Source organism: Streptomyces sp. P13-3-3 (genome assembly GCF_050571355.1).
GTDB classification, from domain to species: Bacteria; Actinomycetota; Actinomycetes; order Streptomycetales; family Streptomycetaceae; genus Streptomyces; species Streptomyces althioticus.
Genome location: NZ_CP192229.1, coordinates 90,408 through 117,118, shown reverse-complemented (window position 1 = coordinate 117,118; position 26,711 = coordinate 90,408). Strand labels below are relative to the sequence as shown.

The window sequence follows — 26,711 nt, the reverse complement described above, 5'->3', positions numbered from 1 at the left end:
GCAAGGAGTCAGCGATGACCGTCCGTACGACCGGTGCCGATACCGAGGTGGAACTCTCCGTCGGAGGGATGACCTGTGCCTCGTGCGCCGCGCGGATCGAGAAGAAGCTCAACCGGATGGAGGGCGTCACCGCCACGGTCAACTACGCCACCGAGAAGGCCCGGGTCAGCTACGGCGCGGGCGTGACCGTCCCCGACCTGATCGCCACGGTCGAGGCCACCGGCTACACCGCGAGAGAGCCCTCACCGCCCGGTGCCGACGAGGGACAGCCGCCGGAACCCGACGCACTTCGCCCGCTGCGCGACCGTCTGATCACGGCGATCGTGCTGTCGGCCCCCGTGGTCGCCATGGCGATGGTCCCCGCCCTGCAGTTCGAGTACTGGCAGTGGCTGTCGCTGACCCTCGCGGCGCCCGTCGTGACCTACGCGGCCTGGCCGTTCCACCGCGCGGCCCTCACCAACGCCCGCCACGGCGCGGCCACGATGGACACGCTGGTCTCGGTCGGCACGACCGCCGCGTTCCTGTGGTCCGTCTGGGCCCTGTTCCTCGGCACGGCCGGCACCCCCGGGATGACGCACCCCTTCGAGTTCACGGTGGCCCGCTCGGACGGCGCCGGGAACCTCTACCTGGAGGCGGCGGCAGGAGTCACGACGTTCATCCTGGCCGGCCGCTACTTCGAGGCCCGCGCCAAGCGCAGGGCGGGAGCCGCCCTGCGCGCGCTGCTGGAACTGGGCGCGAAGGACGTCACGGTCCTCCTCCCCGACGGCCGTGAGGAGACCCGCCCCGTGACGGAACTGTCGGTCGGGGACCGCTTCCTGGTCCGCCCCGGCGAGAAGATCGCGACCGACGGGACGGTCGTGGAGGGCTCCTCCGCGGTGGACGCGTCGATGCTGACCGGTGAGTCGGTCCCGGTGGAGGTCACCGCCGGGGACCCGGTCACGGGCGCGACGGTAAACGCCGGCGGCCGCCTCGTCGTACGGGCCACCCAAGTCGGCGCGGACACCCAACTGTCCCGCATGGCACGGCTGGTGGAGGACGCGCAGAACGGCAAGGCCTCCGCCCAGCGGCTCGCCGACCGCATCTCGGCCGTCTTCGTCCCCGTGGTGATCGGTCTCGCCCTGGCCACCCTGGGCTTCTGGATCGGCAACGGCGCGGGCGCCACGGCCGCCTTCACCGCCGCCGTGGCCGTCCTGATCATCGCCTGCCCCTGCGCCCTCGGCCTCGCCACCCCGACCGCGCTGATGGTCGGCACCGGGCGGGGCGCACAGCTCGGCATCCTCATCAAGGGACCGGAGGTCCTGGAGTCCACCCGCCGTGTCGACACGGTGGTCCTGGACAAGACGGGCACCGTCACCACCGGCCGGATGAGCCTGGTGGCCGTGCACTCCCCCGGCACCGACGAGACGGACGTCCTGCGGCTGGCCGGCGCCCTGGAGCACGCCTCGGAACACCCGGTCGCCCGAGCCGTGGCCGACGCCGCCCTGACCGGACTCGGCACGCTGCCCGCCCCGGAGGACTTCCGTGCCGTCCCCGGCCTGGGCGTCCAGGGGACGGTCGAGGGCCACGCGGTCCTGGTCGGCCGCCCCCGCCTCATGACGGACTGGTCCCTCTCGCTGCCGGAGTCCCTCGCGCGCACCCTCGACGCGACCGAGGCAGCCGGGCACACGGCGGTCGTGGCGGCCTGGGACGGGGAGGTCCGCGCGGTGCTGGAGATCGCCGACACGGTGAAGGAGACCAGCCCGGAGGCGATCCGCCGGCTGCGCGCGCTGGGGCTGCGCCCCGTGCTGCTGACGGGCGACAACGAGGCGGTGGCGCGGTCGGTCGCCCACGAGGTGGGCATCGCCCCGGACGACGTGATCTCGGAGGTGCTCCCGCAGGACAAGGTGGACGTCGTCAAGCGGCTGCAGTCGCAGGGCCGCTCCGTCGCCATGGTCGGCGACGGAGTCAACGACGCGGCGGCCCTCGCCCAGGCCGACCTGGGCCTGGCGATGGGCACCGGCACGGACGCGGCGATCGAGGCGGGCGACCTCACGCTGGTCCGCGGCGACCTGCGGGCCGCGGCGGACGCCGTCCGGCTCGCCCGCCGCACCCTGGGCACGATCAGGTCAAACCTGTTCTGGGCGTTCGCCTACAACGTCGCCGCGCTGCCCCTCGCGGCGTCCGGTCTGCTGAACCCCATGATCGCGGGGGCGGCCATGGCGTTCTCCTCGGTGTTCGTGGTGGGCAACTCCCTGCGGCTGCGGACGTTCCGGGCGGCCTGAACGGGGTACGGGCGGGGCGGTCGGGCCCGTGGCGTGGATCATGCGTACCGTGGGCACCTGGACGATGTCACCGCGGGAGAGACACATGAGCGAGCGCACCGGACCCGTACCGCCCGCCGACGGACTGCGCAGGATCGCCTCCGAGGTGCTGAGCGACCTCAGAGCGGTCGACGGCGCACTGTACGCGGCGGTCGCCGCGACGCCCACGCCGACGCTCGACCGGGCGTTGCGCAGGCTCTCCCACGCGGCCGACCACTCCAAGATCTCGTTCGCCATCGCCGGCGCGCTGGCCCTGGCCGGCTCCCGCCCGCGCAGGGCGGCGCTCGCCGGGGTCGGCGCCATAGCGGTGGCGTCCGCCTCGGCCAACCTGCTCGGCAAGCGGCTGGTGCGCCGGGACCGCCCCGACCGGGAGGCGGCACGGGTGACGGTGGACCGGCACGTGCCGATGCCGATGTCGGCGTCCTTCCCGTCCGGGCACACGGCGTCGGCGGTCGCCTTCGCGACGGCGGTGGGCACGGTGCTGCCTGCGGCGTCGGTGCCGCTGGGCGCGTTGGCGGGGGCGGTGGGGTACTCCCGCATCCATACGGGGGTGCACTACCCGGGGGACGTGGCGGCGGGAGCCGTGCTGGGGGTGGCGTCGGCGGCGACGGCCCTGGCGGTCGCCTCGGCGCGCCTCCCGGCGTCGTACCCGCGAGGACAGCGCCGCAAGTAGGCGATACGGACGTCAGGGACGGTCCTGGCTCCACTCCCAGCGCCAGATCGCGTGCAGGCGATGGTCGTCCTCGTGGCCGGGAGGAACGGCACCGAGACGAGCCACCGCCTCGGCGGCCCGGGTGTCCTTGCGCAGCACAAGCCCGCACACGGCACTCAACCGGGTCGTGAAGTGCTCGGACCCGGTCAGGGAGAACAACGCGTCGTCCACGTCGGGACACCGGACGTACGACGCCCCGATCGTGTCCAGCACCCCGGCCCGCACCTCGGGCTCGGGGTCCTCCAGCAGCGCGAGCACGGCGGCGGTGGCCTCGGCGTCGCCCGGACACACCGAGCCCAGGGGCCCTGCCGCCGAGACGCGCACGTCCCCGTCCTCGTCACGGGCGAGCTCCAGCAGCAGTGCGCGGGCCTCCGGGCCGGGCAGTGCGACGGTGTCGTCGAGGCCGACGACCAGATGACCCGCCGTCTGCTCCCGTACCCGGGGGTCCTGATGCCTGGCGTGCCGGAGGCCCGCCTCGGAGGTGTCGGGGCGCCCCGTCAGGCTCAGGACGTACAGCAACTCGCCCAGGACGCCGGAGTCCTCCTCCCCACGTACCGCCCACGAGAGAAGCAGGTCCACCGTCTCCTTCTCGTAGGTGTTCCGCCAGGACGCCCACGGGACGACGACGTGCATGCCGAGGACGTCGAGCGCGAAGCGCCGCTCCAGCGCCACGGGGGAGGTGTGGAGGGCGGCGACCTCCGACCAGGCCTCCCGGCTACGGCGTTGATACAGCGCCCACGCGGCCGCCGACCAGTCGACATGGTCCGGGTCCCCCGTGGCCACCGCGCGGGCGGCCAACTCCGCCACGGGCGGGAGGATCCGGAAGGCCCACTCGAGGTCGGTGACGATCGCACCGTGCCCGGCACGGACCACCGCCCCGCCGAGCCGCAACTCCGCGACGCGGTGGTACTCGTCGTCCATGACGGTGACGCGCTCCACGGCTTCGGCCGAGCCCAGCCGCCCTCCCAGCACGACCTCCGCACCGTCCGCGTACAGGCGCCGGGCGCGGTCGAGCAGCTCGTCCCGCCGCTCCGAGGAGAGCCGTGCCGCGGGATCGGCACCGAGCACGGCGGTCACCATCGCCGGTGACCCACCGTCGACCGCGCGCATCAAAGGCGTCGTGCCGTCCGGCAGTTCTCGGTCCTGATCGGCACCCGCCTCGACGAGCGCCTCCGCCACGTCGGTCTCGTAGGCGTCGATCGCACGGCACAGCACCGGCAGCCCGTCCTCGGCGACCGTGTCCGGCGCGGCCCCGCCCTCCAGAAGCCGCCGCACCCCCTCCGCGTCCCCCCGGCCGACAGCCGCCACCAGCTCAGCGCCGCTCATACCCTCCCCGTCCCGTCGAACGAGGGATGCTAACTCGATCGATCTCGGCGTGGACAAGGGTTTTCCGAGGCGCAGCTGATGGTGTGGCGCTCGACCATGCCTCCGGTCAAGGGGGTCGACGCCCGTTCCGGACTGCGGGAAACTCAACGCGACGACTCGACGAACCGACACGCCTCCGGCGTGGGACGAGCGTACGCAGCTGGTCACCTTCCTGGACTACGCCCGGCACACCGCGCGGGCCAAGTGTGAGGGCGTGTCCGCCGAAGACGCCCGCAAGGCCCCGCTCCCGAGTTCACCGCTGATGACGTTGTGCGGGTTGATCAGCCATCTGCGTTGGGTCGAGTACTACTGGTTCCAGGTGATGTTCCTGGGCGAGGAGCTCGCGGGGCCGCTTGGTGAGGCGACCGACGACGATCCCGACCCTGAGATGCGGACGGCGGTCGACATCCCGCTACCCCAGCTTCTCGCCGAGTACGAGGAGCAGAGCGCCCGCTACCGCCGTCTGGTGTCCGACCACGACCTGAACGCAACGGCCGGACGTTCCCTCCGCGACGGCCGCCACGTCGACCTCCGGTGGGTGATGCTCCACCTCATCGAGGAGACGTCCCGCCACAACGGTCACCTCGATGTCGTACGTGAGCTCGTCGACGGACGAACCGGCGCCTGACACCCGTCGCGCGGGTTGCGAGCGGGGCCGCAGGCACATCTCGGCCGCGGTGACCGTGCGTCGGCCAGGAGGAAGCTCTCAACTCAGTACCGAGGCAGTGCTGAGACCCGACCGGCAGCTCTCACAGCCGAGTGGCCTGAGGGTCGGGAGGGAGCGCCTCCAGAGCGTCGCGAAGCTCGCCCCGCGACGTGATCCCCAGCTTCGGGAACACGCGGTAGAGATGCGACGACACGGTCCGCGGCGAGAGGAACAGACGTGACGCGATCTGCGGGTTCGACAGCCCCGTCGCCGCCAGCCTGGCGACCTCCAGCTCCTGCGGGGTGAGGGCCTCACCGGCCTTGCCCCGGCCGGTCCGCGTCATACCGGTGGCGCGGAGCTCCGCCGCGGCCCGGGCCTCCCACGAACGGGCCCCGAGTAGCTCGAAGCGGCCGCGTGCGGCGGCCAGGTGCACCCGGGCCTCGCGGTTGAGCCCCTGACGGCGCAGCCTCTCGCCGTACGCCAGATACGCACGGCCGGCCTCGAAGGGCCACTGCTCGACGCCCGGCAGCCCGAGCGCCTCCTCGAAGCACCGGCCCATGTCCTCGTCGGCCGACGTCATCGCCGTGACCGTGGCCACGCTCAGCGCGAACCGCGAGGAGAGATGACCGACACCGGCGTCGCGCAGCGCGTCCGCGTGCCGTCGCGCCTCCGCGTGCCGCCCGGAGCGCACGGCGGCCTCGACGAGGTCCGGCGCGGACCACACGGCCTCGGGGTTGAACGGCGGCAGCACACCCGGCGCGCAGATCGCCGACGCGTGCCGGAACGCCGTCTCGAAGTCGGCGGCGCCGAGGGCCGCCCGGGCCGCCGCCTGGTGGGCGCAGTTCTCCAGCCGCCGCAGGCCCCGGGGACCCGCCCACCCCCACACGGCCTCGCAGTGCGCCCGGCACGTGTCGAGCGCTCCGCCCTGGGCCGCGGCCATCGCGGCGACGTAGTGCCCCACCTGGGCGAACAGGTGGTACCCCGTCTCCTCGGACAGGGCGACGAGCTCGTCCGCGGCGCCGGCCGACGCCTGCCACCGGCCGGCGTGCAGGTCGTCCAGGGCGACGAACATCAGGGCCGGCATGCTCGACCCCACCGCGCCGCCGTCGCGTATCACCCGGGACACGGCCTCGCGACAGCCCGGAAGCCGGTCGAGGTACGAGGCGGTCAGGGCTGTGCGGATGACCACGTCGGCGTCACTCTGGTCCCGCAGCCGCGCGATCTCCTCGTCCAGGCGGCGCAGCATGCCGTCGGTGACGGAGCCGAGGTCGTGGTGGACGCGTCCCAGCGACGCCGCGGCGGCGGGCGCCGCCTCGGGGAACCGGGCGAGCACGTCGGCCAGAGGCTGCCAGTGCTCGGGCCGGCCCGAGTACTGGCTGGCCAGGGTGAGGGTGAACAGCGCCGTCTCCAGCTCGCCCGACGGCGGACCGGGCGTCACCGGCGCCTGCCCGACCGCCTCCGTCAGCAGCGCGTGGGCGGTGTCGGCGTCGCCTTCCGTGACGAGCACGAGGAAGCCGGCCGTCGCGGCCGCCGAGAGCGACCGGGCCGCGGGATTGCCCTCGACCTCACGCATGATCTCGTGGCTGACCTCCAGATGGCCCGCGACCCAGGCGGCGGCATAGGCGGCCTGCGACAGGCGGCGCCTGCGGTCCGCGCGGTCGGGGCTCAGCTCGGCGGCGCGCCGCAGTCTCGCTATCGCGCCGTCGGCGTCACCGCGCCGCAGACTGCTCCGGGCCGCCGACTCCACGACGGCGGCGACCGCCTCGTCGGGCGCCGTCGTGGCTCTGGCGAGGTGATCACCGCGCCGCTCGGGCTGGTCGGCCAGCGCGTCGGCCAGCCGGCGGTGGGCGCCGCGCCGCTGTTCGCCGGTGGAGCCGTCGACCACCGCGGACCTGACCAGCGGATGCCTGAAGCGCACCGCGCGGCCGCTCTCCGTGACGATGACCAGGTGGTCACGCTCCGCGGGAGCGAGTTCCTCGTGGCTGCCGGGCCCGCCGGCCGCCTCGAGGACACCGATGTCACCGGAGCCCTCGAGAGCGGCGAGCAGCAGTACCTCACGCGTTCCCCGCGGCAGTCGTCCGACGCGGGCGCCGTACAGAGCGCGGACGTCCCGCCCGGGGCCGCTCGCGCGCCCCGGCCCTCGGCCGTGCGGGTCGCCGGACGCCCCGGTGGACCCGGCGAACTCGAGCAGCGCCAGGGGATTCCCCTGCGCCTCGTGGGCCACGGTCGAAAGAACCCGGCGGGGAAGGTGGGCGAAGCGCCGGGACAGCAGACGCAGGGCGTCCGCGTCGTCCAGCGGTGCGACCGCGAGCTCCGGCAGACCGGTGGACGGGAAGGATGCGCCGGACTCCGCCCGCTGCGCCCCGAGCAGCCCGATGCGGCGGCCCGCCAGTCTTCTGGCGACGAACCCCACGGCGGCCCGGCTCGCCTGGTCGACGACATGCAGGTCATCGACCACGAGGAGCAGCGGCCGCTCCTTCGCGGCCTCGTCGAACAAGGACAGCGCCGCGTTCAGGACGGCGATCCGGCTCGGCGCGGGACCGGCGCCGAGACCGAGGGCGACCTCGAGGGCCTCCCGCAGGGAACGCGGCAGACGACCGAACTCGTCCGGCAGCGAGCCGACGAGCTGGTGGAGCCCCGCGTAGCTGATGTCCGTCTCGTACTCGACACCGCTCCCGCGGACGACCCGCATTCCCTTCGCCACCGCCAGCTCGGCGGTCGCGTCCAGGAGCGCCGTCTTCCCCACGCCCGGATCACCGGTGAGCAGCAGGACGGCTCCGTCCGTCCCGGCCGTGTCCAGGAACGCCGCAAGCTCGGCGAGCTCGCTCTCCCGGCCGACCAGCCCGGTCGGTCCGACACTCGTGCCTGTGCTTGACTTCGCCCACATCCGCCGCGTCCCTCGTCCTGCCTCGCGAAGCAGTCGACACACTTGCCACGCACCTGACCAGGAAGTATCGCACCATCGGCGAACGGAGCCCGACGCCATCCGCAGGTGGGCGCACCCTCCGTCTCAGGCGGCTCGCCCGGCCAGCCTGCGCAGGGCCCGCACGGCAGACGACCCGGGGTCGGCCGTCATCAGGACGACCTCCTGGTCGTCCTCGGGCACGAGCAGGACGTCGCAGTTCAACCGCAGCGCGCCGACCTCCGGATGATCCAGGGTCTTGGTGCGGTGCCCGGGGGCGTGGACCGGATGCGTCCGCCAGATCTGCCGGAACTCCTCACTGCCGTCACGCAGTTCGGCCAGCAGGGCGGCCAGCCGCCGGTCGTGCGGGTAGCGGTCGGCGGCCCGGCGCAGCCGTGCCACCGCGATGTGTCCGAACTCCTCGGCGCCGGAGCTCTCGTGGATCCGCCCCTGGCCCAGGAAGCGGCGGCGGGCGAGGTTCGTCGTGCCGTCTGCGAGATCGCCGCCGAGCAGTGCCTGGGCCAAGGGGTTCCAGGCGACGACGTGGTACGCCGCGTCGGTGACGACGGCACCGGTCTCCGGCAGCCGCTCCAGCATCCGGGCGACGTGCGGGCGCACCCGCCGCACGGCGCTGGTGCCGGGCGGCGGGTGCGAACCCGCCAGGCGGAACAGGTGACTGCGCTCGGCCGGCGTGAGCCGCAGCGCGCGGGCCAACGCGTCCAGGATCCGGGCCGACGGCCGCGGTCCCCGGGCCTGCTCGAGCCGCGTGTAGTAGTCGACCGACATGTGGGCGAGCTCCGCCACCTCTTCGCGGCGCAGGCCCGGTGTGCGACGGGTGGTGCCCGTCTCCGTCAGGCCGATCTCGTGCGGACGCAGGGCCGCCCGGCGGTCCCGCAGGTAGCGGGCCAGCTCCTGCCGTGCCATACCTCCTCCTGTCCTCCCACCGCCTGGTACAGACTGTCCCTGGCCGGGCGCCTGCGACCGGAGGAGCGTGGTCGCCATGAACGAACGCACAGCTCTGGTCACCGGTGCCAACAAGGGCATCGGCAAGCATATTGCCCGGCTGCTCGCCGCCGAGGGCCTCACCGTGTACGTGGGCTCCCGCGACCCCGGGCGCGGACAGCGGGCCGTGGAGGAGATCGGCGCCGGGGCCCGCCCGCTGGTCCTCGACGTGAGTGATCCCGACGGCATCGCACGGGCCGCGGCGCGGGTGGACCGCTTGGACGTGCTGGTCAACAATGCCGGTGTCTCGCTGTCACTCGCCCCGCCGGCCGACACCGGCGTCGAGGAGTTCCGGCGCACGTACGAGACCAACGTGTTCGGGGTGGTGGCGGTGACCAATGCCTTCCTGCCGGCCCTGCGCAGGTCGCCGCGCCCGCGCGTCGTCAACGTCTCCAGTGGCACCGCGTCCCTGACCTGGAGCGCGAACCCCAACCCTCAGTTCACCCCGGGGAACGGCGGCGCCGCCGCCTACCGGTCGTCCAAGGCCGCCCTCAACGCCCTCACCGTCCTGTACGCCCAGACGCTGGCAGACGACGGCTTCAAGGTCAACGCGCTCGCTCCTGGCCTGCGGGCCACGGACCTCACTCCCGGGGCGGCCGCTGCCGGCGGCGACCCGGCCGAGGCCGCCCGAGGCGCCGTCCGCCTGGCCCTGTTGCCGGACGACGGCCCCACCGGCGGCTTCTTCTCCTGGGACGGAACGCCCGTGCCCTGGTGACGAATCAGGGGAGGCGTCGGGGCTCGGGTCCCCCGCGGTGGGTGACCCGAGCCCCGTGGAGCGGGCTGCGGAGGACCTGTGGGGGAGCCGGCCGGCGCTCGGCGCCGTCGTACGCCCTGCCGGCCAGGTTCCCGCGGCGGCGAGGGGGCCCTCACAGCACTGGCGCCGCGACGCCTTCCTCGCCCGTCCCGCGCTCCGGGCTCGCCCCGCGCGCCGCCAGCGTCACCCCGGCTGCCACCGCCAGCGCCGTCACCAGCCCCGCCGCGAGCACCGCCCAGTGACCCAGGAACGTGCAGACGACCACCAGCAGCGCCGTGGCCGGCAGCACCGACTGCTGGGCGGTCCCCGCCCTGTGGAACCGCGAGTGCAGCGCCCACACCGTGAGCAGGAACAGCGCGGTCGGCAGCGTCACCGCCGCCGACGCCGACAGCGCCGAGAGGTGCGCCTTGCCCACCGCCTGCTCCACCGCCACCTCCAGGCCGGCCCCGATCGCGGCACCCGAGACGAAGATCAGGTAGTGGCCGTAGCCCCAGAGGAAGGACTGCCGGTTGGACCGGAGGTGCGCGTGGACGGGGACCTCGAAGTACACCCACCAGGCGGCGAAGATGATCAACAGTCCGCCGGCGGCGATGGGCAGCAACTCGCCCAGGGCCTCGTGCTCGTCGATCCCCGACTTCACGGCGACGGTGGCCGCCGCGATGGTCTCGCCGAGCACGATGAGCGTGAGCAGCCCGTACCGTTCGGCGATGTGGCGGGGGTGCCACGGCGTGGGGTGGGCCCGCTCCGCGTACAGCGGTACGGCCATCTCCAGCAGCGCCATCACCAGGAAGACCCACGGGCGGCCGGCCTCCGGCAGGGCGAGCAGCCCCAGCCAGCCGATCTGGCACAGCCCGATGGCGTACCGCAGCGCCATCGTCCGCTCGGGGCCCTGGCTCGACCGCGCCACGCGCAGCCACTGCGCCGTCATGGCGAGCCGCATGATCACGTAGCCCAGGATGACGACCAGGTACGCGCGTTCCTCGAACACCTGGGAGACGCCTGCCGTCAGGACGAGCACACCGGCCATCTGGATCAGCGTGACGATCCGGTACAGCGCGTCGTCGTTGTCGTAGGCCGAGGCGAACCACGTGAAGTTCATCCACGCCCACCAGATGGCGAAGAAGACCATCAAGTAGTCGAGGATCCCCTCGCCCACGTGTCCCTCGACCATGGCGTGCACCAACTGGGCCCCTGCCTGGGCCAGGGCCACGATGAAGCACACGTCGAAGAAGAGTTCCAGCGAGGAGACGGTTCGGTGGGTCTCGTCGCGGCCTCGCGCCGTGAGCCTGCGCAGTGGTCCGCGGTGTGCGGGCGCCGCGGAGCACACCGGCGGCGGAGCGGGGCTGCTTGTCATCTGGTGAGCCAAGCTCCGAAATGCCGCTGGAGCCGGGGATTGATCTGCCAGACCATCGCCGCTGCCGCCGCCGGGACGAGTACGGCGAGTCGCACCGGCAGGTACAGATCTCCGAGAACAGGGTCCGTGGCCAGGCCCAGCACGACGATGGTGGGGTAGATACCGCACACGGTGAGGAGCCACAGTTTCCACCGTCGGACGGCGGCCGGAACGGTGGGGTGCCCAGGATCGTCGGCACCGTAGGTTCGGGAAACGGTTCTCTCGTTCATGGACCACTCCGAATCGCGTTTCCGCGTGTCGCTTCGATGCGCCCGCCCGAGGCGATGTGGGCGCCGCGTGACGGGCTGCCCGGCGCCCACAGGGGCGCCGGGCCAAGTGATGACGTGATCAGTGAGCGGACTGGGTGTGGTCCTGCTCCACGTACACCTTGAGGGCCTGGAACTCCTCGATCGCTCGGGGGCCGCACAGGTAGCCGTAGCCGCTTCCCTTGACGCCGCCCTCCTCGAAGTCCTCGCTGATGGCTCCCCAGGTGTTGGTCCACACGGTGCCGGTGCGGATGCGCCGGGCGATCCTGCGGGCCTTCATCGAGTCCGAGCTGAACACCGAGGCGGCCAGGCCGTAGATGGTGGCGTTCGCCTTGGCCACGGCGTCGTCCTCGTCGTCGAAGATCTCGAACGTCTGGACCGGGCCGAAGACCTCTTCCTGCACGATCGGGACGTCGGTGCGGTCCACCTCGATCAGGCTCGGCCGGTAGAACGCGCCGGCGGCCAGCGGGCCGTCGGTGACCACACCGCCGCGCAGCAGCACCGTGCCGTACGAGGCGGCTTCCTCGACGATCGCGTCGACCCGCTCGGCGGACGCCCGGTCGATCACCGGGCCGAGCTGGGCCTTCTCGTCGTCGCCCGAGCCGAGCCGCACCTCCGCGAGGGCGCTGGTGAGCCGGATGCGCACCTGGTCGGCGATGTCCCGGTGCACCAGCACGCGGGAGCCGGTGCAGCAGAACTGCCCGTTCATCAGCACCAGCGACTGCACGACGGTCGGAATCACCATGTCCAGATCGGCGTCGGGAAGGATCACCATCGGCGCCTTGCCGCCCAGTTCCAGACCGAGCCGCTTGAGCGTGGTGGAGGCCGCGGCCGCGATACGGCGCCCGACCGGCGTGCTGCCGGTGTAGTTGATGACGGCGACCTTGTCCGAGGAGACCAGGAACGGCGCCCCGGTGTTGCCGGACTCGGTGAACACGCTGACCACACCCGCCGGGATCTCCGGGACCGAGGCCAGGACCTGAGCGAACAGCTCGTTGGTCAGCGCCGTCTGCGCCGGAAGCTTGACCACGGCGGTGCAGCCGGCGGCCAGCGCCGGACCCAGTGCCCGCACGGTCAGCATGATGGGGGAGTTCCAGGGGGAGATGATCCCGGCGACACCGAGCGGCTCGGGCACCGAGTGGGTGTACTGGCCGGGCCCCGTCTCGGCGGCGCGCCCGGCGTTCTGGGTGCGCGCGGTGGCCGCCGCGTACCGCAGCCACCCGACCGCACCGCTGACCTCCCACATGGTCTCGCCCAGCAGCTTGCCGTTCTCCCGGGACAGCATGGCCGCGACCTCGGGCACCCGGGCCTCGAGGGCGTCGGCCAACCTGCTGAGCGCGGTCGCCCGCAGCGAGGGAGTGCGCGCCCATGCGGTGGTCTCGAACGCGGCGGCGGCAGCGTCCACGGCGGCCGAGGCCTCCGCCTCACCACCTTCGTAGAACGAGCCGACGACTGTGCCGTCGGCCGGGTTGATCGATTCCAGGACCGAACCGGAGCCGGTCCACTCTCCGTTGATCCAGTGCTGCGCGATGGTGTTCATGGTCCGCTCCTCGTGGTCCCGCCCGGCTGCCGGGCGGCTTCGATGTCTCCACGAGAATGGCTCGGAGGACGTACCGGCAGCCTCCGTCAACTGACTGACATCCGCCACGAAGCTCTTGAGTCAGTACCGGGAGATCAGATGTGCGCTCTGATCTGCCGCACAGGGTGCCCCAGCGCGTCGCCGATAGCCGCCAGTTCCTCCTCGCCGAACCAGCCACACGGCCAGTCGTGGTGCAACACGTCCAGCGATGTCTCGGCGCCGCAACGCGGGCAGTCGACAGGTGTGAGGGCGTCGTACCAGGTGACGTCGTGCCGGGGATCGGCGTCGGAATGACAGACAGGACGTCGTCGCTCACGGGTTCAGCCCATTCCGCAGCGATCGAGCGCGGCGCGAACCCGGCTGAGGCCCTCCACTCTCCAGTGGTCCCGGTCGGGCATCTGGTCGTCTCGGCGCCAGCGCCAGGCGGAGAACATCGCCCAGTTCACAGCCCGGCACCGGTGGATCAGGTCCTGGTCGGCGCCCGGGTAGTGCTTTCCCACGTCTTCGGGTGCATGGGCGAGGTCGAACTCGACCGGCCCACGGCAGCAGGTGGCGAGGTCGACGAACAGCGGGCCTCTCCTCGTGTTCAGGAGGTTGCCCGGGTGAGGCTCGCCGTGCAGCAGCTGATCGCCGGCTCTGTCGCTGCTGATCGCGGCGCTCAGTCCACCGAGTGTGTCGCTGAGAAACGCCCGGTCACGGTCGGACAGCTCGGGAGACCGCTCCCCGTCGTCCACCTCCCTCAGTGCCCCGGCGACTCGGTCGGTGACCTGCGGTGCATCCAGATCGATCTGCCGCAGAGCGGCATGGTGCCGCAGGAACACGTCCGCGTAGTCGGCCGGCGCGATCTCCGATCCCACCGGTTCGTAGTAGGTCCACAGCGAGACGGCGAAGGCGTCGCGCACATACACCCGAGGCTCGACCCGAGGATCGAGCTCGGCCACCGGCGCCCCAACCTCGGCGAGACGGCGAGCAACGTCCACTTCGAACTCGGAATCACCCAGATGCCCCAGCGGTGCGACCCGAGCCAGAACATCGCAAGGCACCAGACGCAGCGCGACGCGGTCCGAGTTGTGGACGACGATCACATCGTCGACCTGAAGGCCCACCTCCGAGGCAGTAGCCCGCCCCGCCTCCACTGCGCGGTGAAGGTCCGCCGACTCCATACCGTTCCCCCTCACGTCGGGACTGGCGACAAGCATCGCAAACCAAACCCGCACAGGCCCTGGCATTAATGCGGCGGGCCCCTCGTCCACCGACCACCGGTGTCGGCGTGGCCGCCCACGGCGGGGAGGGGACGGGGTGGGGGTGGGCGCCCGCAGCGGCTGGCGCGTCCACGCCCTCGGCCTCTCAAGACGCACTCTCGCGCCAGACCGAGGACGACCACCCCCACCGCGGCCCCGCACCACCCACCCCACCCTGGGCGCTACAGCAACCCCCACCGAACAGGTGAATGCGCCGCAGGCGTCACACCTCCACCCCACCACACCGCGACCCTGCCCCCCACATACCGAACGTCCCCGCCTCCGGCAACGGCACCGGCATCACCACGCCACCCCCGCCAAGAACGACTCCACCCGCTCACTCCCCCACGCCCCGTCCGCGACCACCACCCGGTACCGGTACGCGAACGACTCCCCCACCGACAGCCCGAACTCCTCGAAGAACGCCCACGAGAACGCCACCGACGGAATCGGCTCCGACCGCACGAACCAGTGCGACGGATGCACAGCCCGCCCCGGATCCAGATTCTCCGGCGCATGCGCGAACACCATCGTCGACGCCCCGTCGACGCCGTCCCGCTCGGCCGTGAACCCCAGCCACGGCCCCTGCGTCCCCATGAACCGCTCCCCGGGCCCACCTCCCTCCACGCCCGGCGCGAACACCGTTCCCCCGGTGAAGTCCCGCGGCCCCCGCCACTGCAGCCCCGTGTACCCGGCCCTCTCCCGCCCGGCCGTGGTCGGCGACCCGAACCTCAACTCCTCACCCCACACGTTGGTCAGCCGTATCGACCAGTCCAACACCCAGGCGCCCCGCACCACGTCCACGGAGTGCACGCTCAACCCCCGCTGCTCACGCGCCCATTCCTCACCCCCGTTCTCCACCCAGGTGAGCTCCTCCACACACGCGAACCGCTCCTCGTCCACCGCGAACGACGAGAACCCGTCGTGCCGCATCCACCCGATCCGCTCCGGCAACGGCACATAACCCCGCCCGTGCACGTACGTGTTGCCGCCCCAGAAGTTCTGCCCGGACAGATGGCTGGCCGTCATCTGCAACCCTTTGTGCCAGCGGTGGTCGTTCGGCCGGTACCCGGTCACCACCCTCCCGCCGAGCGTCCGCACCGGATGCGCGTACGGCTTGCGCGACTCGAACGCGACGGGGTCGGGCCGGTACACGTACCGCAGAATCTCGACGTCCCCCACGCTCACACCCACGGCGTCCCCGTGCGCGTGCACCACCCGAAGCGTCACGCCCGCCCCACCCCGCTCCACGTCGTCCCGAACCCCCCGTGCATGGCCTCGTGGAACGGGTCTCCCGGGCCGATCTCACCGGCCCGCACCGGCCGCCCCGTGAACGCCGCCTTGTACAACGCGGCAGCGAACTCCAGCGTGTTCCGCGCCTCCCGCCCGCTCCCCGGCGGCCGCACCCCGGCGTCCCACGCGTCCAGCACGAACCCCAACTGCGCGGTGTGCGAACTGGGCACGTCCAGCACGCCCGGCACGCCCGGCACGCCCCGCCCGCCCGGCACGCCCCGCCCGCCCGGCACGCCCCGCGCGCCTCGCACGCCCCGCGCGCCCCGCACACCCTCGCCCACCCCCCGCCACGCGGCCACCCGCTCCTCCGCCACATGCGGCGCGGGCGTGTACACCCAGTCGTCGTTCACGTGCCCGTACAGATGCGTCAGTTCGACGGTCGCGTCCGCGCAGTCCACCCGTACCCGGCTCACCTCGTCCGGCGACAGCACACTGTTGACGACGGTCGCCAACGCCCCGTTCGCGAACCGCACCAGCGCCGTCGACACGTCCTCGCTCTCCGTGTCGTGCACCAGCCGCGCCGCCATCGCCTGCACCTCCTCCCACTCCCCGAGCAGGTGCAGCAGCAGGTCGTACTGATGGATCCCGTGCCCCATCGTCGGCCCGCCGCCCTCAGTGGCCCACCGTCCGCGCCAGGGCACGGAGTAGTACCCGGCGTCCCGGTGCCAGGTGGTCTGGCAGTGGGCGACCAGTGGCGCCCCCAGTTCCCCGCCCCGGATCAACTCCCGGGCGCGCACGGCCCCACTGCCGTACCGGTGCTGGAAGATCACCGACGCGTACGCCCCGGACGCGACTTCCGCCGCCGCGATCTCGTCGTACTCGGCGAGCGACAGACACAGCGGCTTCTCGCACAACACCCAGGCGCCCGCCGTCAGCGCGGCGACGGTCTGCTCGCGGTGGAACGACGGCGGTGTGCCGATGAGCACCAGGTCGGGCCGTACGGCGTCGAGCATCGCCTCGGTCGAGGAGAAGCCCGCCACCCCCTCCCCGGCCTCCGCGCGAAAGGCGTCCAGCCGGCCGGGGTCGACATCGACCGCGGCGACGAGTTCGACACGGTCGGCGTGCGCCCGCAGCGCGGGCAGATGCCCGCCGACGACGATGGCACCGGTACCGACGACAGCCGCACGACGGCGGCCGGAGGACGAGGTCATGCGGCGCTCCTCGGAGAGCAACAGGCCATGGAGCGCGGGCAAACACCCACCACGGAAAGCCCTAGAAAGCGCTTACCCCACGCGCCCCCGACCCTAGGCCCGCCCTCCCCGGGAGACAACCCCTCGCCCCGCCCCCACGAACCGGTACCGCCGCTCGGGCCGCCCGGTCGCCCCGTACCGCAACGACACCTCGGCCGCCCCCACGGCGTGGAAGTACTCCAGATACCGCCGCGCGCTGACGCGCGAGACACCGGTCAGCCGAGCGCACTCGCTCGCCGACAGGCTGCCCTCCGCCTCCCGCAGTGTCCGCTCGACCAGCCCGGCGGTCTCCGCGCTCATCCCCTTGGGCAGCCGGCGCGACCCGGACGGCACGGTCGGTACGGGCATCGCCGCCGCCGCGAGCACCCGGTCGACGTCCGCCTGCCCGCGCACCACGGTGTCCCGCAGCAGCCCCCGCTGCACCGCGTACCGCTCCAGCCGCCCCCGCAGGTCCTCGAAGTCGAAGGGCTTGAGCAGATAGTCGACGACGCCGTGCCGCACGGCGCCACGCACCGCGTCCGCCTCGCGCGCGGCGCTGACGACCATGACGTCGCAGTCGTGCCCGGCCGTGCGCAGCCGGGGGATGACGTCGAGGCCGAACACGTCGGGCAGGTACAGGTCGAGCAGCAGAAGATCGGGACGGAGCGCCTCGACGGCGCTCAAGGCCTGCTCACCGCTGCCCGCGACCCCGACCACCCGGAAGGAGTCGACGCGTTCGACGTACGCCCGGTGCACCCGCGCCACCCGGAAGTCGTCGTCCACCACCAGCACTCCGATGGCCCCGGCGACCGTGCCGGCCCCACCGGCCCGGCTCACATCCTGCCCGTCCCACATGCGCTCATCATCGCCCCGCCCCCCGCCCCGGCACAGGGCCCTGCGCCGGACCTGCACCGGGAGCGACCGCCCCGCTGACACAACGACCACAACCTCCATTGCTTCCGTAACCGCGACAGCCCACCCCCACCCAGGCACCATGTGGCCCGCGTCACCCGCCCCTCCGCGGGTGACGCACCCGAGACACGACGCACCCGCACCCGCACCCGCACCCGCACCCGCACAACCCGACCGACAGGTGGTGGCACCCGTGCGCCTGCGCACACCCCTCGCCCTGCTCGGCGCCGCTCTGCTCGTCCTCGTGGGCCCACCGCTGCTCACGACCGGCAGCGGCGCCGAGACCGGCACCCACATCCCGGGCCTGCGCCTCATGGTTCCCAACACACCCGGCGGCGGTTACGACATCACCGCCCGCACGGCCGCGAAGAACGCCGAGGACGCCGGACTCACCCGCTCCGTCGAAGTGTTCAACCTGCCCGGCGCCGGCGGCACGGTCGGCCTCACCCGCCTGGTGAACGAGCGCGGCAACGGCAAGCTGGCGATGTCGATGGGGCTCGGCGTCGTCGGCGCCGTCCGCTCCAACCACGCGCCCCGCACCCTCGCCGACACCACGCCCCTCGCCCGCCTCACCGAGGAGCAGGACGTGGTGGTGGTCGCCAAGGACTCCCCGTACCGGACCGTCGACGACCTCGTCACGGCGTGGAAGGCGAACCCCGGCCGGCTCCCCGTCGGCGGCGGCTCCTCCCCCGGCGGCCCCGACCACCTCGCGCCGATGCTGATGGCGCAGGCCGCCGGGATCGCCCCGAAGGACGTCAACTACATCCCGTTCGACGGCGGAGGCGAACTGCTCGCCTCGATCCTCGGCAGCAAGGTCGCCTTCGGCGTCTCCGGGGTCGGCGAGTACCGCGACCAGATCGAGGCGGGCGAACTGCGGCTGCTGGCGGTGACCGGTCCGGAGCGCGTGCCGGGTCTCGACGCGCCCACGCTTCGGGAGTCGGGCTACGACGTGGAGTTCACGAACTGGCGGGGTGTCGTCGCCCCGCCCGGCCTCACGGACGCCGAACGGGCGAAGCTCGTACGGCTGTTGGAGGCGCTGCACGACTCGAAGGAGTGGCAGGAGTCCATGAAGCGCAACGGCTGGGACGACGCGTTCCTGACCGGCGACGAGTTCGGCGCGTTCCTGGCCGCCGAGGACGAGCGCGTGGTGTCGGTCCTGAAGGAGCTCGGCCTGTGACCACTCCCTCCACCCCGACACCCGAAGAGAAGACACGGAAGGCGCAGAAGGCTCAGAAGGAGCAGAAGGCGCCGCCGGCCACCCCCCGCACCGCCCGTTCCTGGCTCCGCGACCACTCCGAACTGGGCGTCTGCGCCCTCCTCCTCACCCTCGGCGTGCTCGTCCTCACCGACGCCCTCACGATGGACGTCGACATCACCCAGCGCGGGCCGGTCGGGCCGAAGACCGTGCCCGTGGTCGTCGGCGCCGCCCTGCTCGTCGTCGCCGTCCTGCTCGCCGTGGACGTGCTCCGCGGCGGCCGGGGTCAGGCGGAGGCCGGCGAGGACGTCGACCTGTCCGAGCCCGCCGACTGGCGCACGGTGCTGCTGCTCTCCGGTGTGTTCCTCGGCTCCGCCGTCCTCATCGAGCCGCTCGGCTTCCCCGCCGCGGGCGCCCTGCTGTTCTGGGGCGCCGCGTACACGCTCGGCAGCCGCCGGGTGGACCGCGACCCGCTGATCGCCGCGGTGCTCTCGCTGGCCACCTACGGCCTGTTCGACAAGCTGCTCGGAGTGCCGCTTCCCGGTGGTCCGCTGATGGGAGTGCTGTGACATGAACGCCCTCAACTCCCTGCTGGACGGGTTCGGTACGGCCCTCACCCCGCTCAACCTCCTGTGGGCCGCGGTGGGTGTGCTGCTCGGCACGGCGATCGGTGTGCTGCCGGGCATCGGCCCGGCGATGGCCGTGGCCCTGCTGCTGCCGGTGACGTACGGGCTCGACCCGACCGGCGCGTTCATCATGTTCGCCGGCATCTACTACGGCGCGATGTTCGGTGGTTCGACGACCTCGATCCTGCTGAACACGCCCGGTGAGAGCGCCGCCGTGGTCGCCGCGATGGAGGGCAACCCGATGGCGAAGTCGGGACGCGGCGCGCAGGCCCTCGCGGCCGCCGCCGTCGGCCACTTCGCGGGCGGCATGGTGGGTACGCTGCTGCTGGTGGCGCTCGCGCCGGCGGTCGCCGACCTGGCGGTGGACATCGGCGCGCCGGACTACTTCGCCATCATGGTCCTGGCGTTCATCGCCGTGACGTCCGTCCTCGGCTCGTCGCGGATCCGGGGCCTGGCCTCGCTGCTGATCGGCCTGACCATCGGTCTGATCGGCCTGGACCAGATGACCGGGCAGCAGCGGCTGACGTTCGGCTCGCTGCATCTCGCCGACGGGGTGGACGTCGTCATCGTCGCGGTGGGCCTGTTCGCGATCGGCGAGGCGCTGTGGGTGGCCGCCCATCTGCGGCGCCGGCCGCCGGAGGCGATCCCGGTGGGCCGGCCGTGGCTGGGCCGCGCCGATCTGCGGCGCACCTGGAAGTCCTGGGCGCGCGGCCCGTTCATCGGCTTCCCGTTCGGCGCGATCCCGGCGGGCGGGGCGGAGATCCCGACGTTCCTGTCGTACGTGACGGAGAAGCGGCTGTCGAAGCACAAGGACGAGTGGGGCAAGGGCGCCATCGAGGGGGTGGCGGGCCCCGAGTCGGCGGCGTCCGCGTCGGCGGCGGGCACGCTGGTGTCGATGCTGACGCTGGGTCTGCCGACCACGGCGGTCGCGGCGGTCATGCTGGCCGCGTTCCAGCAGTACGGCATCCAGCCCGGTCCGCTGCTCTTCGAGCGGGAGCCCGACCTGGTGTGGGGCCTGATCGCCTCGCTGTTCGTCGGCATGGTGCTGCTGCTCGCGCTGAACCTGCCGCTCGCGCCGCTGTGGGCGAAGCTGCTGCGCGTCCCTCGGCCGTATCTGTACGCCGGGATCATGTTCTTCGCGGCGGTGGGCGCGTACGCGGTCGGCGGCGAGGCGGTCGACCTGGTGATGCTGCTCGTCATCGGCCTGATCGGGTTCGGCATGCGGCGGTACGGGCTGCCGGTGCTGCCCGCCGTCATCGGCGTCATCCTCGGCCCGGCCGCCGAGCAGCAACTGCGCCGCGCGCTCCAGATCAGCGACGGCGGCGTCACCGGTCTGGTGAACACGCCGTTCTCGGTGACCGTGTACGCGGTGGTGGTGCTGCTGCTCGCCTGGCCGCTGCTCCGCAGGGCGCTGCCCCGCCGTACGGCCACACCGGCCGGGGCGCCGGAGCCGTCCGGGGAGTCCGGCCCCCGTACGCCGTCCGACCCGGGCGTCTGAGGCGCGAGCCGTCGAACGGCGGTTGAACTTCCCGGCGTCGGGCCGGGACGCCCCACGGCGTCCCGGCCCGACGCGTCCCGCCCTCGCTGGTCGCGCGACCGATCCTCGCCTCACCTCTTGACGGGTAACCGACAACGGTGGCTACATGTCCCGCATGGGAGCGCTCCCACATCCACTCCTGGAAAGGGACACCATGCGCGACACCCGCCCGCTTCACTTACCAGGCTCACGCCTCCGCTCGTTGCTCGGCCTGCTGGCCGCCCTGCTGCTGCCGCTCGGCCTGCTCGCCCCGGCCGCGACCGCGGCTCCCGCCCCGGACACGACGGCGGCCGCGGACCCCGTACGGATCATGCCGCTCGGCGACTCCATCACCGGCTCACCCGGCTGCTGGCGCGCCCTGCTGTGGAACCGGCTCCAGGGTGCCGGACACACCGGCATCGACTTCGTCGGCACCCTGCCCCCGCAGGGGTGCGGGGTCGCGCACGACGGCAACAACGAGGGACACGGCGGCGAACTGGTCACCAATGTCGCGAACCAGGGCCTGCTGCCCGCACGGCTGGCCGCCACCCGACCGGACATCGTTGTCATGCACTTCGGCACGAACGACGTCTGGAGCGACATCGCGCCCGACCGCGACCTGGCCGCCTACGACACGCTGCTGGCGCAGATGCGGGAGTCCAACCCGGACATGCGCGTCCTGGTCGCCCAGCTGATCCCCATGAACCCCGCCACCTGCGCCGACTGCGGCCGGCGGGTCGCCGACGTCAACGCCCGTATACCCGCCTGGGCCGCCGGCGCGAGCACCGACCGCTCCCCCGTGGTCGTCGTGGACCAGTGGACGGGCTTCGACACCGCTACCGACACCTACGACGGTGTGCACCCTAACGCGGCGGGCGACGAGAAGATCGCCGCCCGCTGGTTCCCCGCCCTCGTCGCGCAGCTGGGGAACACCCCCGGCGACCCCGGCGACCCGGGCGACCCGGGAACCCCCGCCCTCACCTGCACCGCGTCCTTCCGTGCCGTCTCCGTCTGGCAGGGCGGCTACCAGGCCGAGGTGACCGTGCGGAACACCTCCGCCGCCCCCGTCCGCGGCTGGACGGTGACGCTGCGCCCGGCCGACGGCTCCCGCGTCACCCAGGTCTGGAACGGCGTCCTGACGACGGCCGCCGACGGCACGGCCACCGTCTCCGACGCGGGCTGGAACAGCTCCCTCGCCGCCGGCGCGAGCACGGTGTTCGGGATCGTTGCCACCACCACGGGGGCGGCCGCCCCTGCCGCTTCCGCCGACTGCGCGGCCACACCGGCCTCCTGACCCGGCACTCCGCACCCCGCACCCACCGAGACGCGAACCCCCTCACCCACCCCTCCCCTGGAGCCGCCATGAGATCCACCCGTCGCACCGTCCCCTGGGCCGCCGCCCTCCTCGCCGCGCTCGCGGGTCTGCTCCTGACACCGCTCGCCCCGACCACCCCGGCCCACGCCGCGCCCACCGGGTTCCGCGTGCAGGACGGACGGCTCCTCGAGGCGTCCGGGAACGACTTCGTGATGCGCGGCGTCAACCACGCCCACACCTGGTACGCCGACCGGCTCGACTCGCTGGACCACATCAAGGCCAAGGGCGCCAACACCGTCCGCGTCGTGCTGTCCAGCGGCGACCGGTGGACCCGCAACGACACCGCCGACGTGGCGAACGTCGTCACGCAGTGCAAGCGGAACCGGCTGATCTGCGTCCTGGAGGTGCACGACACCACGGGCTACGGCGAACAGAGCGGAGCGGTGACGCTGTCCCGCGCCGCCGACTACTGGATCGAGGTGCGCGACGCGCTCGTCGGCCAGGAGGACTACGTCGTCGTCAACATCGGCAACGAGCCGCACGGCAACACCGGCTACACACGCTGGACCGACGACACCAAGGCGGCGATCCGGAAGCTGCGGGCCGCCGGGTTCGACCACACGCTGATGGTCGACGCCCCCAACTGGGGCCAGGACTGGGCGTTCACCATGCGCGACAACGCGGCGTCCGTGTTCGCGGCCGACCCGGACGCCAACACGGTGTTCTCCATCCACATGTATGGCGTCTTCGACACCGCCGCCGAGGTGAGCGACTACCTGAACCGGTTCGTCGCCGCGGGACTCCCGATCGTGGTGGGCGAGTTCGGGCACGACCACTCCGACGGCAACCCGGACGAGGACGCCGTCCTGTCGGTCACCCGGCAGCTCGGCATCGGCTACCTGGGCTGGTCGTGGAGCGGCAACGGCGGCGGGGTCGAGTACCTGGACATGGTCGAGAACTTCGACCCCGACCGGCCGACCGGCTGGGGGCAGCGTCTCTTCGACGGTCCGGACGGGATCGCGGCCACGTCCGAGGAGGCCGCGGTCTTCCGGAGCGGCTCGGGTGAGGACACCACGCCGCCGACCGCGCCGGGCGCTCCCGCGGCCTCCGCGGTGACGTCCTCCTCCGTGGCCCTGTCCTGGGGTGCGGCCACCGACGCGGTCGGCGTGACCGGCTACGACGTCGTGCGGGTCGCCGGCGGTCAGGAGACCGTCGCCGCCTCCGCCTCCGGCACCACGGCCACGGTGTCCGGTCTCGCGGCGGACACGTCGTACACCTTCGCCGTGTACGCGCGGGACGCGGCCGGGAACCGCTCGGCGCGCTCCGCGACGGTGACCGTCCGTACGGCGCCGGGTCCGGCGGCCGGGTCCTGCGCGATCGGCTACCGGGTGACGGGCGAGTGGCCCGGCGGCTTCCAGGGCGAGATCGTCCTCCGCAACACCGGGAGCACGACGGTCGACGGGTGGACGCTGCGCTGGACCTTCCCGGCGGGTCAGCGGATCACCAGCCTGTGGGGCGGGACGGTGACGCAGAGCGGTGCGGAGGTGAGCGTCACGGCGGCCCCGTACACCGCGACGATCCCGCCGTCCGGTTCGGTGGCGCTGGGCTTCACGGGGACCCGGCCGGGGGCCGCCGGCAGCCCTGCGGTGTTCCTCCTGAACGGCACTGAGTGCTCCGCGGCGTGAGGGAACGGCTGCCCGGAGGGACCCTCACCCCTCCGGGCAGCCGTTCGTCGTGGGACCGGTGTTCAGACGAGGTGGGCGAAGACCACCAGGTTCTCGGTGTAGTCCTTGGCGGTGTGGTCGTAGGCGCCGGCGCAGGTGATGAGCCGGACCTGCGCGTCGGGGGTGTCGGCGTACACGCGCTCGTTCGGGAAGTCGTCCTTGGCGAAGGACTCCGCCTCGTCGACGACGAACGTGGCACGGGTGCCGTCGGCGCGCCGCACCTGGAAGCGGTCGCCCTTCTTCAGTTCGCTGAGGCGCGCGAAGACGGCCGCGGAGGTCTTGGTGTCCACGTGCCCGGCGACGATCGCCGTGCCCAGCTCGCCCGGGGAGACGCCCTTGGCGTACCAGCCGACCAGGTTGGTGTCGTTCGGCGGGGGCGCTTCGAGCCGGCCCTTGCTGTCGACGTCGAGAGCCGTGAAGGGGGCGTTCACGCCGATGGACGGAATGACCAGCCGCGTCGGCGCGGAGCGCGCCAGGTGCTTGCCCGGGGACCGTTCGGCGGGGGACGGCGAGACGGCGGCCCCGCCCTCGGCCGGTCCGGTGGACGCGCCCGCGGAAGGCGCCGCTGCGACCGTGCGGGAGGCGTGCGGCCCGTGGGCGTCGTCGGGCGGGTCCTCACCGCCGCCCATCAGCGTGGTGGCCAGCAGCAGACCGGCCCCGCCCCAGAAGACCGCGGTCATGACGGAGCGCACCCTGCGCCTCGTCGGGGACGCCTGGTCGGGTTTCACGGGAGTGGGGGCACTGGCCGGCATCGGGGGAACCACCTCGTTCGGGCAGGGCGGAGGGCTGTCAGGGAGGGAGGACGCGGGAGGGGGCGGGCGGGGCCGTCGTGGCGCGCGGTGCGCCTGGGACGGCCCCGGCCGCTATGACCCCGGGCACGGCTCAGGCCATGTTCCCGGAGGCCTTCTTACGGCGCAGTGCGTAGGCGCCGGTGCCGAGGACGGCGAGCGCGGCCAGGCCGCCGGCCGTGACACCGGGCTGCGAGGCGAGACCGCCGCCGCCGGTGTGCACGCCGCCGTGCGGCTTGTCGTGCTTCCACTCCTTGTCCTGCTTGCCGCTCCAGGACTCCTCGCTCTGCGAGTCGCCCTTCTCCTTGTAGGTCTCGGGGTCGTACTTCGGGTCCTTGGCGCTGCCCCAGTCGTCCCCGGTCACCGCGGACAGGGCGCCGCCGCCCGCGTGGACCCCGCCGTGCGGCTTGCCGTACTTGCCGCCCTCGTCGTGCTTGCTCTCCTTGTCGTACTCCTTGCTGTAGGAAGACTTGTCGTGGCCGCTGTCGCCGTCGTGGTCGGCGTAGGCCGCGGGGGCGGCGATGGCGAGAGCCGCCGTGGCCGTCGCGGCGGCGAGCACCATGCGGGCAGAGCGCATCTGAGAGTCCTTCCGCTGGAGGCCGGGCAGCTGACTCCGCGTCAGCACAACTCTCCCGGGCTCCGGCCTGATCCACGCTCAGTCATGTCGCGCGACCCCACCATCCGGGACGATCACACGGGTTAACTCCCCCACCCCTTCGGCCGTGCGCCGGCTCACTTCCGTCGCATCCCGCGGCCTCTTGCCGGGACATCGGACGCCGCCTAGCCTGCTTTTGTGCCGCTGATAAACAAAACCCGTTCGCACAGTGCCGTGCCGGGTACCGACCTCGTCCGACTCCGACTCGCCCTGACCGCCTTCTTCGCCCTGGACGGCTTCGTCTTCGCCGGCTGGGTCGTACGCATCCCCGCCATCAAGGAACAGACCGGGGCGTCCGCGAGCGCCCTGGGGCTCGCGCTGCTCGGCGTCTCCGCGGGTGCCGTGATCACCATGACGCTGACCGGCCGACTGTGCCGCCGGTACGGCAGCCACCTGGTCACCGTGGTCTGCGCGGTCCTGCTCAGCGTCAGCGTGGCCCTGCCCCCGCTGACCCACTCCGCGCTCGCGCTGGGCGCCGTGCTGCTGGTCTTCGGTGCGGCCTACGGCGGGATCAACGTCGCCTTCAACAGCGCGGCCGTCGACCTGGTGGCGGTGCTGCGGCGGCCCATCATGCCGAGCTTCCACGCGGCGTTCAGCCTGGGCGGCATGATCGGCGCGGGGCTGGGCGCCCTGGTCGCGGGATCCCTGTCGCCCGTCCGGCATCTCACGGGGCTCGCCGTGGCCGCGCTGCTGGTGACGGCGGTGGCGGGGCGGGCGCTGATGCGGTGCGAGCCGCTGAGCCCGGCGGACGGGGGACGGCCCGCCGAGGGCTCCGCGCCCCGGCACGACCGGCGCACCCGCGCCCTGGTGGTCGTCTTCGGGCTGATCGCGCTGTGCACCGCCTACGGCGAGGGCGCGCTGGCCGACTGGGGGGCGCTCCATCTGGAGCAGGACCTGGACGCCTCGCCGGGCGCGGCGGCCGTCGGCTATCTGTGTTTCGCGCTCGCCATGACGATCGGCCGGCTGAGCGGCACCACCCTGCTGGAACGGCTGGGCCGGACCCGCACCATCCTGGTGGGCGGCTCCACGGCCGTGGCCGGCATGCTGCTCGGCGCGCTGGCCCCGTACCTGGGGGCGGCGCTGCTGGGGTACGCCGTCACCGGGCTGGGGCTCGCCAACCTCTTCCCGGTCGCCGTGGAACGGGCGGGCGCGCTGGCGGGCCCGACCGGGGTGGCGACCGCCTCCACGCTCGGCTACGGCGGGATGCTGCTCGGCCCGCCCGCGATCGGTTTCATGGCCGACTGGTACAGCCTCCCGGCCGCTCTCACCAGCGTGGCGGTGCTGGCGGCGGTGGCCACCGCCATCGGGTTCACCACCCGGCACGTGCGGACGGACTGAGCGCCCGGCGGGGATCGCCG

At 72.9% G+C, this 26,711-nt stretch carries 22 protein-coding genes; 10 read left to right on the top strand and 12 right to left on the bottom strand.

Annotation, left to right across the window (positions count from 1 at the left end; all coding sequences use genetic code 11):
- The first annotated feature begins 14 nt into the window (after nt 1-14).
- Both ACQZOG_RS26855 and ACQZOG_RS26850 read left to right on the top strand, forming a co-directional pair.
- Nucleotides 15-2,261 carry a heavy metal translocating P-type ATPase gene (locus ACQZOG_RS26855; protein WP_430741903.1) on the top strand — a complete coding sequence of 749 codons (2,247 nt, stop codon included), beginning with the start codon at nt 15-17 and terminating at the stop codon, nt 2,259-2,261.
- An 85-nt stretch (nt 2,262-2,346) separates the two neighbouring features.
- Nucleotides 2,347-2,973 carry a phosphatase PAP2 family protein gene (locus tag ACQZOG_RS26850; protein WP_033277651.1) on the top strand — a complete coding sequence of 209 codons (627 nt, stop codon included), beginning with the start codon at nt 2,347-2,349 and terminating at the stop codon, nt 2,971-2,973.
- 12 nt (nt 2,974-2,985) lie between these two features.
- Here ACQZOG_RS26850 and ACQZOG_RS26845 read toward each other — a convergent pair whose 3' ends face one another.
- Entirely contained in the window at nt 2,986-4,338 is a 1,353-nt protein-coding gene (locus ACQZOG_RS26845) for a HEAT repeat domain-containing protein (RefSeq protein WP_033277652.1), read from the bottom strand.
- 199 nt (nt 4,339-4,537) lie between these two features.
- On the opposite strand from ACQZOG_RS26845, the gene ACQZOG_RS26840 reads away from it, so the two are divergent.
- Entirely contained in the window at nt 4,538-5,005 is a 468-nt protein-coding gene (locus tag ACQZOG_RS26840; RefSeq protein WP_051724661.1) for a DinB family protein, read from the top strand.
- Between the two features lie 121 nt (nt 5,006-5,126).
- Here ACQZOG_RS26840 and ACQZOG_RS26835 read toward each other — a convergent pair whose 3' ends face one another.
- Nucleotides 5,127-7,910: an ATP-binding protein gene (locus ACQZOG_RS26835; protein ID WP_430741902.1), complete on the bottom strand. Its 2,784-nt coding sequence runs from the start codon at nt 7,908-7,910 to the stop codon at nt 5,127-5,129.
- A 123-nt stretch (nt 7,911-8,033) separates the two neighbouring features.
- Nucleotides 8,034-8,849 (bottom strand): helix-turn-helix transcriptional regulator, encoded by an 816-nt coding sequence (locus ACQZOG_RS26830; protein WP_033277654.1) that lies wholly within the window; start codon nt 8,847-8,849, stop codon nt 8,034-8,036.
- Between the two features lie 76 nt (nt 8,850-8,925).
- On the opposite strand from ACQZOG_RS26830, the gene ACQZOG_RS26825 reads away from it, so the two are divergent.
- Nucleotides 8,926-9,642, top strand: coding sequence for an SDR family oxidoreductase (locus ACQZOG_RS26825; protein ID WP_033277655.1), 717 nt, complete (start codon nt 8,926-8,928; stop codon nt 9,640-9,642).
- Between the two features lie 151 nt (nt 9,643-9,793).
- Here the strand turns inward: ACQZOG_RS26825 and ACQZOG_RS26820 are convergent, their stop codons facing one another.
- The 7 genes from ACQZOG_RS26820 to ACQZOG_RS26790 all read right to left on the bottom strand — a co-directional run bounded on the left by ACQZOG_RS26820 (nt 9,794) and on the right by ACQZOG_RS26790 (nt 17,477).
- Nucleotides 9,794-11,035, bottom strand: coding sequence for a low temperature requirement protein A (locus ACQZOG_RS26820; protein WP_033277656.1), 1,242 nt, complete (start codon nt 11,033-11,035; stop codon nt 9,794-9,796).
- The gene (locus ACQZOG_RS26815; protein ID WP_078492754.1) at nt 11,032-11,304 is read right to left on the bottom strand and encodes a hypothetical protein; all 273 of its coding nucleotides are present in this window, start codon (nt 11,302-11,304) and stop codon (nt 11,032-11,034) included. The genes ACQZOG_RS26820 and ACQZOG_RS26815 overlap by 4 nt, the downstream gene beginning before the upstream one ends.
- A 118-nt stretch (nt 11,305-11,422) precedes the next feature.
- A complete protein-coding gene (locus tag ACQZOG_RS26810) occupies nt 11,423-12,880 on the bottom strand; it encodes an aldehyde dehydrogenase family protein (RefSeq protein ID WP_286159904.1) in 1,458 nt (485 codons plus the stop codon).
- Nucleotides 12,881-13,239: 359 nt separating this feature from the next.
- On the bottom strand, nt 13,240-14,082 hold the full coding sequence (locus ACQZOG_RS26805) for a phosphotransferase (RefSeq protein ID WP_033277690.1): 843 nt from the start codon (nt 14,080-14,082) through the stop codon (nt 13,240-13,242).
- A 378-nt stretch (nt 14,083-14,460) separates the two neighbouring features.
- A complete protein-coding gene (locus ACQZOG_RS26800) occupies nt 14,461-15,390 on the bottom strand; it encodes a PmoA family protein (protein WP_033277691.1) in 930 nt (309 codons plus the stop codon).
- Nucleotides 15,387-16,604, bottom strand: coding sequence for a Gfo/Idh/MocA family oxidoreductase (locus ACQZOG_RS26795; protein WP_033277658.1), 1,218 nt, complete (start codon nt 16,602-16,604; stop codon nt 15,387-15,389). The genes ACQZOG_RS26800 and ACQZOG_RS26795 overlap by 4 nt, the downstream gene beginning before the upstream one ends.
- A gap of 93 nt (nt 16,605-16,697) precedes the next feature.
- A complete protein-coding gene (locus ACQZOG_RS26790) occupies nt 16,698-17,477 on the bottom strand; it encodes a response regulator (RefSeq protein ID WP_058915591.1) in 780 nt (259 codons plus the stop codon).
- A gap of 250 nt (nt 17,478-17,727) precedes the next feature.
- On the opposite strand from ACQZOG_RS26790, the gene ACQZOG_RS26785 reads away from it, so the two are divergent.
- The 5 genes from ACQZOG_RS26785 (at nt 17,728) to ACQZOG_RS26765 (ending at nt 23,871) form a co-directional block, all read left to right on the top strand.
- Complete coding sequence (locus ACQZOG_RS26785; RefSeq protein WP_058915592.1) at nt 17,728-18,711, top strand: Bug family tripartite tricarboxylate transporter substrate binding protein; 984 nt, start codon at nt 17,728-17,730, stop codon at nt 18,709-18,711.
- Nucleotides 18,708-19,298: a tripartite tricarboxylate transporter TctB family protein gene (locus ACQZOG_RS26780; RefSeq protein WP_203551265.1), complete on the top strand. Its 591-nt coding sequence runs from the start codon at nt 18,708-18,710 to the stop codon at nt 19,296-19,298. Before ACQZOG_RS26785 ends, ACQZOG_RS26780 begins: the two co-directional genes overlap by 4 nt.
- Before the next feature lies 1 nt (nt 19,299).
- The gene (locus tag ACQZOG_RS26775) at nt 19,300-20,853 is read left to right on the top strand and encodes a tripartite tricarboxylate transporter permease (protein WP_359671439.1); all 1,554 of its coding nucleotides are present in this window, start codon (nt 19,300-19,302) and stop codon (nt 20,851-20,853) included.
- 193 nt (nt 20,854-21,046) lie between these two features.
- A complete protein-coding gene (locus tag ACQZOG_RS26770) occupies nt 21,047-22,165 on the top strand; it encodes a GDSL-type esterase/lipase family protein (RefSeq protein WP_033277662.1) in 1,119 nt (372 codons plus the stop codon).
- Nucleotides 22,166-22,233: 68 nt separating this feature from the next.
- On the top strand, nt 22,234-23,871 hold the full coding sequence (locus ACQZOG_RS26765; protein ID WP_033277663.1) for a cellulase family glycosylhydrolase: 1,638 nt from the start codon (nt 22,234-22,236) through the stop codon (nt 23,869-23,871).
- Between the two features lie 62 nt (nt 23,872-23,933).
- Here the strand turns inward: ACQZOG_RS26765 and ACQZOG_RS26760 are convergent, their stop codons facing one another.
- Together ACQZOG_RS26760 and ACQZOG_RS26755 are read right to left on the bottom strand one after the other, a co-directional pair.
- Nucleotides 23,934-24,590 (bottom strand): class F sortase, encoded by a 657-nt coding sequence (locus ACQZOG_RS26760; protein WP_033277692.1) that lies wholly within the window; start codon nt 24,588-24,590, stop codon nt 23,934-23,936.
- Nucleotides 24,591-24,792: 202 nt separating this feature from the next.
- Nucleotides 24,793-25,275 (bottom strand): hypothetical protein, encoded by a 483-nt coding sequence (locus tag ACQZOG_RS26755; protein ID WP_359671443.1) that lies wholly within the window; start codon nt 25,273-25,275, stop codon nt 24,793-24,795.
- 252 nt (nt 25,276-25,527) lie between these two features.
- On the opposite strand from ACQZOG_RS26755, the gene ACQZOG_RS26750 reads away from it, so the two are divergent.
- Nucleotides 25,528-26,691, top strand: coding sequence for an MFS transporter (locus tag ACQZOG_RS26750; protein ID WP_033277665.1), 1,164 nt, complete (start codon nt 25,528-25,530; stop codon nt 26,689-26,691).
- Nucleotides 26,692-26,711: the final 20 nt, after the last annotated feature.

Coding starts and splice junctions, on each gene's coding strand:
- ACQZOG_RS26855 (WP_430741903.1), top strand. CDS start 15: ATGACCGTCCGTACGACCGGTGCCGATACCGAGGTGGAACTCTCCGTC.
- ACQZOG_RS26850 (WP_033277651.1), top strand. CDS start 2,347: ATGAGCGAGCGCACCGGACCCGTACCGCCCGCCGACGGACTGCGCAGG.
- ACQZOG_RS26845 (WP_033277652.1), bottom strand. CDS start 4,338: ATGAGCGGCGCTGAGCTGGTGGCGGCTGTCGGCCGGGGGGACGCGGAG.
- ACQZOG_RS26835 (WP_430741902.1), bottom strand. CDS start 7,910: ATGTGGGCGAAGTCAAGCACAGGCACGAGTGTCGGACCGACCGGGCTG.
- ACQZOG_RS26830 (WP_033277654.1), bottom strand. CDS start 8,849: ATGGCACGGCAGGAGCTGGCCCGCTACCTGCGGGACCGCCGGGCGGCC.
- ACQZOG_RS26825 (WP_033277655.1), top strand. CDS start 8,926: ATGAACGAACGCACAGCTCTGGTCACCGGTGCCAACAAGGGCATCGGC.
- ACQZOG_RS26820 (WP_033277656.1), bottom strand. CDS start 11,035: ATGACAAGCAGCCCCGCTCCGCCGCCGGTGTGCTCCGCGGCGCCCGCA.
- ACQZOG_RS26815 (WP_078492754.1), bottom strand. CDS start 11,304: ATGAACGAGAGAACCGTTTCCCGAACCTACGGTGCCGACGATCCTGGG.
- ACQZOG_RS26810 (WP_286159904.1), bottom strand. CDS start 12,880: ATGAACACCATCGCGCAGCACTGGATCAACGGAGAGTGGACCGGCTCC.
- ACQZOG_RS26805 (WP_033277690.1), bottom strand. CDS start 14,082: ATGGAGTCGGCGGACCTTCACCGCGCAGTGGAGGCGGGGCGGGCTACT.
- ACQZOG_RS26795 (WP_033277658.1), bottom strand. CDS start 16,604: ATGACCTCGTCCTCCGGCCGCCGTCGTGCGGCTGTCGTCGGTACCGGT.
- ACQZOG_RS26790 (WP_058915591.1), bottom strand. CDS start 17,477: ATGTGGGACGGGCAGGATGTGAGCCGGGCCGGTGGGGCCGGCACGGTC.
- ACQZOG_RS26775 (WP_359671439.1), top strand. CDS start 19,300: ATGAACGCCCTCAACTCCCTGCTGGACGGGTTCGGTACGGCCCTCACC.
- ACQZOG_RS26770 (WP_033277662.1), top strand. CDS start 21,047: ATGCGCGACACCCGCCCGCTTCACTTACCAGGCTCACGCCTCCGCTCG.
- ACQZOG_RS26765 (WP_033277663.1), top strand. CDS start 22,234: ATGAGATCCACCCGTCGCACCGTCCCCTGGGCCGCCGCCCTCCTCGCC.
- ACQZOG_RS26760 (WP_033277692.1), bottom strand. CDS start 24,590: ATGACCGCGGTCTTCTGGGGCGGGGCCGGTCTGCTGCTGGCCACCACG.
- ACQZOG_RS26755 (WP_359671443.1), bottom strand. CDS start 25,275: ATGCGCTCTGCCCGCATGGTGCTCGCCGCCGCGACGGCCACGGCGGCT.